The sequence below is a fragment of the Campylobacter sp. CH186 genome (genome assembly GCF_004378925.1).
In the GTDB taxonomy this organism is placed as follows: Bacteria; Campylobacterota; Campylobacteria; order Campylobacterales; family Campylobacteraceae; genus Campylobacter_D; species Campylobacter_D jejuni.
Genome location: NZ_RYYB01000012.1, coordinates 1 through 6772, shown reverse-complemented (window position 1 = coordinate 6772; position 6772 = coordinate 1). Strand labels below are relative to the sequence as shown.

Annotated in this window: 2 protein-coding genes and 3 pseudogenes; 2 read left to right on the top strand and 3 right to left on the bottom strand. The window is 31.5% G+C overall.

Features of this window, described 5'->3' with window-relative positions:
- On the bottom strand, positions 1-1283 hold a 1283-nt coding region (locus ELQ09_RS08075), incomplete at its 3' end, for a PDC sensor domain-containing protein (protein ID WP_208357120.1).
- A gap of 168 nt (positions 1284-1451) precedes the next feature.
- Here ELQ09_RS08075 and zupT point away from each other — a divergent pair.
- Complete coding sequence (gene zupT / locus ELQ09_RS08070; protein ID WP_096702686.1) at positions 1452-2327, top strand: zinc transporter ZupT; 876 nt, start codon at positions 1452-1454, stop codon at positions 2325-2327.
- A gap of 24 nt (positions 2328-2351) precedes the next feature.
- Here the strand turns inward: zupT and ELQ09_RS08065 are convergent.
- Positions 2352-4836, bottom strand: a pseudogene (locus ELQ09_RS08065) (molybdopterin guanine dinucleotide-containing S/N-oxide reductase).
- A 10-nt stretch (positions 4837-4846) separates the two neighbouring features.
- A pseudogene (locus ELQ09_RS08060) lies at positions 4847-5421 on the bottom strand (cytochrome c3 family protein).
- A 212-nt stretch (positions 5422-5633) separates the two neighbouring features.
- On the opposite strand from ELQ09_RS08060, the pseudogene ELQ09_RS08055 reads away from it, so the two are divergent.
- Positions 5634-6772 (top strand): annotated as a pseudogene (locus ELQ09_RS08055) (cache domain-containing protein); the annotation flags it as partial.

The window sequence follows — 6772 nt, the reverse complement described above, 5'->3', positions numbered from 1 at the left end:
ACGGTTTGAACTGATTCTTTAACGGCTTGATTGTCTTGTTCTAAACCTTTTTTAGTAGCAAGGATGTTTTCGTTGATCATTTTACCCATTTTTCCGAGTTCATCATCTGCTTTTATTTTTATTAAATCCACTTCATTTTTTTCATGATTTAAGAATCGGAAGAAATTTTCTAAAGATTTCAAAATAATAGGAATTCTAGAACCAACTATTTTTTTAACGCAGACATAAACTATAATCAATATGACAAGTAGTATAAAAAAAGAAATGATGATAAAAATAATTTCTAGTTTCTTTAAAGGTGCTAGAACTGAATTTTTAGGAGCAGTTACAACCATACTCCAATGACTTGAATTATTTGCAGTGCTAAAAGATGAAACGGATGCATAGCTTAAATCTCCAGTTGAAGCAACATAATCATCTATTATAACAGTTTTGTGTTCTTTAACAGCATTATTGACTAATTCCACAGAGGGATCTTTATTTATATCGCCAAGTGTTTTTAAAATAGCATTATGATTTTTATGAATGGTAATAATGCCTTTATCAGTCATTAAAAATCTTAAATCTCCTTCAAAAAAATCTAATTTTGGATCAAGCATGGTTTCAGAAACTTCAGCAAAATCTAAAGTGTATCCAGCAACTCCAATAAATTTGCCTTTATTATTAAAAATAGGCATTCCAAAATTAATACCTAGAAAATCTTTTCCATCATAATTAAGTTTAGTTGGTGGCCCAACAAATAAACTATCTTTATCTCCATATTTAGCGTTTTTTTCTACTTGTTCTATAATCTTTAAATTACCAAAATTATTTGGCGTTTGAATCGTTTCTATTCCTCCAGATTTTCCACTGGTTTGATCAAAATAAATCATAGCAAAAGTTTTACCATCAGAACTTGTGTATCTTTTATCAATTCCTTGAGCATCCCCTAACACTGAAGTATCTTTTAAATACAAAAAAGTATAAGCTGAATATAAACTACTATCAAATAAATTTTTCATTAAGCTTTCAATCAGATCAGCATCAACTTGATTATTGTGTTCAAACATATCATTTAAGGAAGTTGCGGTTCCTTTTGTAAGTGCAACAGTTTCATTTAGAATGCCTTCCATATAATTGGTATATCTTTTTGAAGCTAAAAATATTGAATCTTTGGCCTCTTTCTCCATATTTTCAGAAATATATATGGAAACTGTTGAAACTAATACGATGATGCCTAAAATTACCCCTATAGCTACAGATAGAATAAGCTTAGTACTTATATTTAAAGAACGAAAATTCATATTTTTTCCTTAACTTTTAAAAATTTATAAAAAAGACGATATGATATTCTATAATTTTTTAAAATGTTCTTAAAAATTTTAATATCTTTTATATTTTTACCGTATGTTAACTTTTTATAAATATAAATATTTAAAATATTAAAATTTTATTGAAGTTAAGAATTATTAATGCAATTTACATTCGAACAAATTTTTATCGCAATGCTATTGACTCTTTTTGCAGGTTTTTCTACAGCTATAGGTTCTATAATAGCCTTTTTTTCCAGAAAAGATGATTTAAGAGTGCTTTCTTTAGGGCTTGGTTTTTCAGCTGGAGTAATGATATACATTTCTTTCATGGAAATTTTACCCACTGCACTTAAAGATTTTAAAAATCACTATGATTCACATTGGGCTGAGCTTTTGGGATTGGCTTGTTTTTTTGGTGGAATTTTAATATCTTTATTGATTGATAAATTAATCCCCGAAGATGTCAATCCTCATGAGCCTAAAAAGGATTTAAGCGAGTTAAAAATTTGTCCCTTACCCCAAAAAGGACAAAATCCTCCGAAATTTCATCCTGGAGAAAAGTTGCATCAGATCAATACTAAAGCTTTAAAACGCACAGGGATTTTTACAGCTTTGGCTATTGCTATACATAATTTCCCTGAAGGTTTTGCTACTTTTATTTCAAGTCTTGATAATCTTACTTTAGGAATTGCTATAGCTATAGCTGTGGCTATACACAATATCCCTGAAGGTTTGGCTGTGAGTTTGCCAATTTACCATGCTACAGGAGATAAGAAAAAAGCTTTTATTTATTCAGCTCTTTCGGGTTTTGCAGAGCCTTTGGGTGCTTTTGTTGGAGCTTTGATTTTATTGCCTTTTATAGGCGATCTTACTTTAGCTATAAGTTTTGCTGTGATTGCAGGAATTATGGTTTTTATATCTCTTGATGAGCTTTTGCCCGCTGCAAAAACTTATGATAAGGCTCATGATAGTTTATATGGACTTATCACAGGAATGGCAATAATGGCTTTAAGTTTAAATTTGCTTGGACAATAGAAAGCCTTGCGGCTTTCTTGCAATTTAATTCACACCTTTTGGCGCATTAAAGGCAGTAAGTTTTGGTAGTTCACCTTTAAATTTTTCTATGTTTACGAGCCCTGTATGAGAGATATTGCCATTGGCAAGTTTTGAAGTTGGCATATCCATGGTTAAAACATTTGCATTTCCACATTTGCAAAGTCCGTTTTCATTAGGATCATACCAAGCACCTTCACAAAGCCTTACAACCCCTTGCATGATTTCATCGCTTACAACAGCCCCTGCTAAAACTTCACCGCGTTTATTAAACACACGCACTATATCACCATTTTTTATACCAAGTTTTTTTGCATCTTTAAAATTGATTAAAATCGGCTCTCTATCTTTTATTGCATAAGTATCTCTTAAGCTTGTGTGGCAAAGTTGAGAGTGCAAGCGATCTCTTGGGTGATTTGTAAGTAAGTGGAAAGGTGCTTCTTTACTTGCATTTCCAAGCCATTCAATAGGCTCAAACCAAGTAGGGTGAGCTTTGCAATCATCATAATTATAATTTTTAATCGTTTCTGAGTAAATTTCAATGAGTCCTGAATCTGTACCCAGAGCATTTAAGATAGGATCTTCTATAAATTCTGAAAAACGAGTCCATTCTAAACTTTCAGCTGTTGGTTCAAAAGTGATTGGTTTATTTTTAGCCCAAAATTCTTCAAAACTTGGCATAGGAGTGGCAAAAGCTTCGCCAAAACTTTGAGTTTGTTTTAGGACGCTGTTGTAGTATTCTTTGATAAAATCTTTAGCTTTTTTGTCATTTTCTGTGTAAGCATTAAAGACATCTTTTCCATAAATTTTACAAATATCAGAGAAAATTACATAATCATCTTTGCTTTCACCCACAGGCTCAACTGCTTGTTTCATAGGAGCTATATGCATATTTGAATAATCTCCTATCATGGTAATATCATCTCTTTCATAAAATGAAGTTACAGGCATAACAATATCTGCCATTTTAGCTGTTGGAGTCCAGTAAATTTCATTTACCACAACGGTGCGTGGTTTTCTCCATGCTTTTACATTAGTGTTGGTATCTTGATGGTGTACTAAAGGATTTCCGCCTACCCAGTAAATAAAATCAATATCAGGATAGGTAAGCTTAGAGCCGTTATGATCTATGGTTTTTCCAGGATGAAGTAAAGCATCAGCGATTCTTGCTACAGGGAAAGAATAACTCACTGCATTTTGAAGCCATTCTGCACCTTCGTTTGAAGTTTCTCTTTTTGCTAAACCTTTAAATTTACCATTTTTCCAAATCCCTAAGCTACCTGCTGTTATACCACCGATAACTCCACCTTTGCAAGTTGGAACACCGCCATTGCTATAATGATAGCTTAGCCCAAAACCGCCTCCTTTTGTGCCGATTTGTCCTAACATCGCACAAAGAGTAACTAACATCCAGTGAGGCTGTTCGCCATGATGTGCTCTTTGCATACCCCAACCACTCATAATCATAGTAGGATTATCATAAAAAGTTTCAGCTAAATTTTTGATAGTTTTTTCATCGATACCGCAAATTTTACTTGCCCATTTTGTATCTTTTTTACCCCATCTTCTTTACCTACTAAATAGTCTTTAAATTTATCAAAGTCTGTAGTGTAAGTGTCTAAAAATTCGTAATTGACTTTTTTCTTAGCGATTAAATGGCTTGCCATACCCATCATTAAAGCTACATCAGTATTTGGGCGTGGAGCTATCCATTTGGCATTTAAAAATTTTGCTGTAGTGGTTTTTACAGGATCTATACAAATTACTTTGATTTTGCTGTCTTTAAGTTTTTCAAAGTATGCCAAACCTCTTTGTTCGTTTGAAGTCCAAGCTATGCGTAAAGTAGAAAGCGGATCAGCACCCCAAATTACAACATATTTAGAATCACTTAAGATATTTTCCCATGAGGTTTGTTGCTCATAAACTTCAATCGATCTTGCAACATAAGGCATAATCACTTGAGAAGCTCCTGTAGAATAGTCCCCAGTAGCTCCTACAAATCCACCTGTTACATTTAAAAATCTATGAAGCAAGATGCGTGAGTTTTGCATATTTCCACTTGATTTCCAGCCATAGCTTCCACCAAAAATCGCACTTGCACCTTTACTATCCCTTGTTTTTTAAGTTCTTTGACGATAAGCTTGATCGCTTCATCATAACTTACACGAACAAACTCATCTTTTCCACGAAGCTCAGGTTTAGGATTGTCAGGATTTTCAAGGTAGGATTTACGCATATAAGGGTATTTTAAACGAGATTTATAAACCATATCGGCAGTATAGTGCTGTAAAGGATTATCCATTTTTGTAACTTTTTCCCAGGGTTCACTTTTTACTATCTTGCCATCTTTTATAGTGAGTTTTAAAATCCCCAGTGTGCTGCGGTGATCACTTCTCCATTTTTTGCAAGTCCGACTAACTTTTGAAGCCTCTACGGTTTTTCCTGCACTTAAGCTCGCTACAATTTTTAAAAATTTTCTTCTATCTAGCATGCTTTTCTCCTTATTTTATTTTAAAATCTTTTGCGTTTTTTTGTAAGTATTCTATAACTAGCCATCTGTCTTTTTTATCAATACCTGTTCTATCGGCCATAGAACGGAAAATTGTAGGCCAAGCGTTAGCTGTAAATTCTTTTTCTTTGTGGATAGCATGGCAAATTCCGCAGTTATTTACAAAAAGCTCTTTGGCTCGATTTAACATTTTTTTATTGTCTTTGACAAATTCTTTTTTATCTGCCCAAATTTCAAGACTTACCTTATCCCATTTTCCATCTTTTCCAGTTATTCTTTGAGAGAAATTTAATTTTGTATTTTTAGAAAAAGCTGCAACAATAATTCTTTGAGAGTTATTGAAATAAATTACAGAAGGCGCTTTAGGATTTACATAACCATCAATTTTTAGCAAAACCCTGTTATTTTCGCTTTTTAACACTTCAAAAGGATTTGTAGGTAAAGTCTTCCTATGGCTTTAATATCATCTTTATTAAGATAAAGCAATACAACTTCATCGGTATAGGCGGTATTTTTTGCCCATAAACATGTCGATAGGACAACAAAAGAAATGGAAATCTTTTTCATTGCTATTCCTTAATATAAATTTGTTGTAAATGTATTTTAACACTATTTAATTTAATTATTAATTATTAATTAATAAAATATTAATTAATAAATTTTTTAGAAAAAAATAAGCACTTTATAGTTATAATTCACAAATAAATATATCTAAGAAAAGGAAGACAATGTTAAAATCTATCGGAACTAAATTAACTCTTTCAGTAATTGGAAGTGTTATGGTTAGCTTAGTCTTTATGATTGTTATCATATCATGGAAAGTTTCTCAAAATATGGAAAAAGAAGCAGAAATTGCTCTAGACATAGCTTCAAAAAGATATGTAAATTATATGCAATCCACACTTAACGAACCTTTTTTACTCTCTAAAGCATTAGGTGCTAGTATACAACAAGTTATTAATGATAATGGGAACATTGACATTAATATATTGGAAAATTTAACCAAAAAAACATTAGATTCAAGTATGCATACCACTTATGCTTTTTTGTATATTAAAGATCTTTCAGTCTTATCAGGAAATAAAGAAAAAGACACTCAAAATGGAAATTTATCTATTGTTTATAATGATTCAACTCCAGGGATTGACGGAGGTATTAAAACATTTATACAAAATAAAAATATGTATAACAGTATACCTGTAATCTCAAAAATTGAAAACAATGTGCACAATAAAGAGCAAAAGATTACTTTTGGTTCAGTTAAGCGTCTTGATTATGGCAATGGAGAATTTTTAGGAATAAACTTAGGAATGCCTATTTTTAATCAAAAAGGAGACTTTGCAGGAGTTATTGGTTTCTCCTTAGAGCTTTCACAGATGTCTAAAGCTTTACTTGATCCTTCTTTAAATTTTCACGAAGGAGATCAAAGATTACTACTTACAGATGATGGAATATTTGTTATTCATGAAAATCCTAAAGCAATTTTGCAAAAAATCAATGAATACAACCATTCTCCTTCTGTAGCTCCTGTATTAAGTGCTATTAAAGAACATAGAGATATTTTAATCAATAATTTTTATACATCTACAGGTTTAACTAGTTATGCTTCGGTTTCTTCTTTTAGTACATTAGAAGATTCAAGTCACTGGAGTATACTTGCAACAACTCCTAAAAATTCAGTTTTAGCACCTTTGTATCATCTTCAATTAATTATAGTTGCTGTAGTTGTTATATTTTTAATTATAATTTCAGTTATTGTATATATGTGTATAAAATATATGGTAAGTGCAAAAATTAATTCAATTTTTAAATCTTTACAAAATTTCTTTGACTTCATCAATCATAAAACAAAAAATGTTTCTACTATAGAAGTAAAAAGCAATGATGAATTTGGACAAATCTCAAGTGCTATCAACGA

Excerpts from the sequence above, each read along its gene's own strand:
- zupT (WP_096702686.1), top strand. The coding sequence starts at position 1,452 with ATGCAATTTACATTCGAACAAATTTTTATCGCAATGCTATTGACTCTT.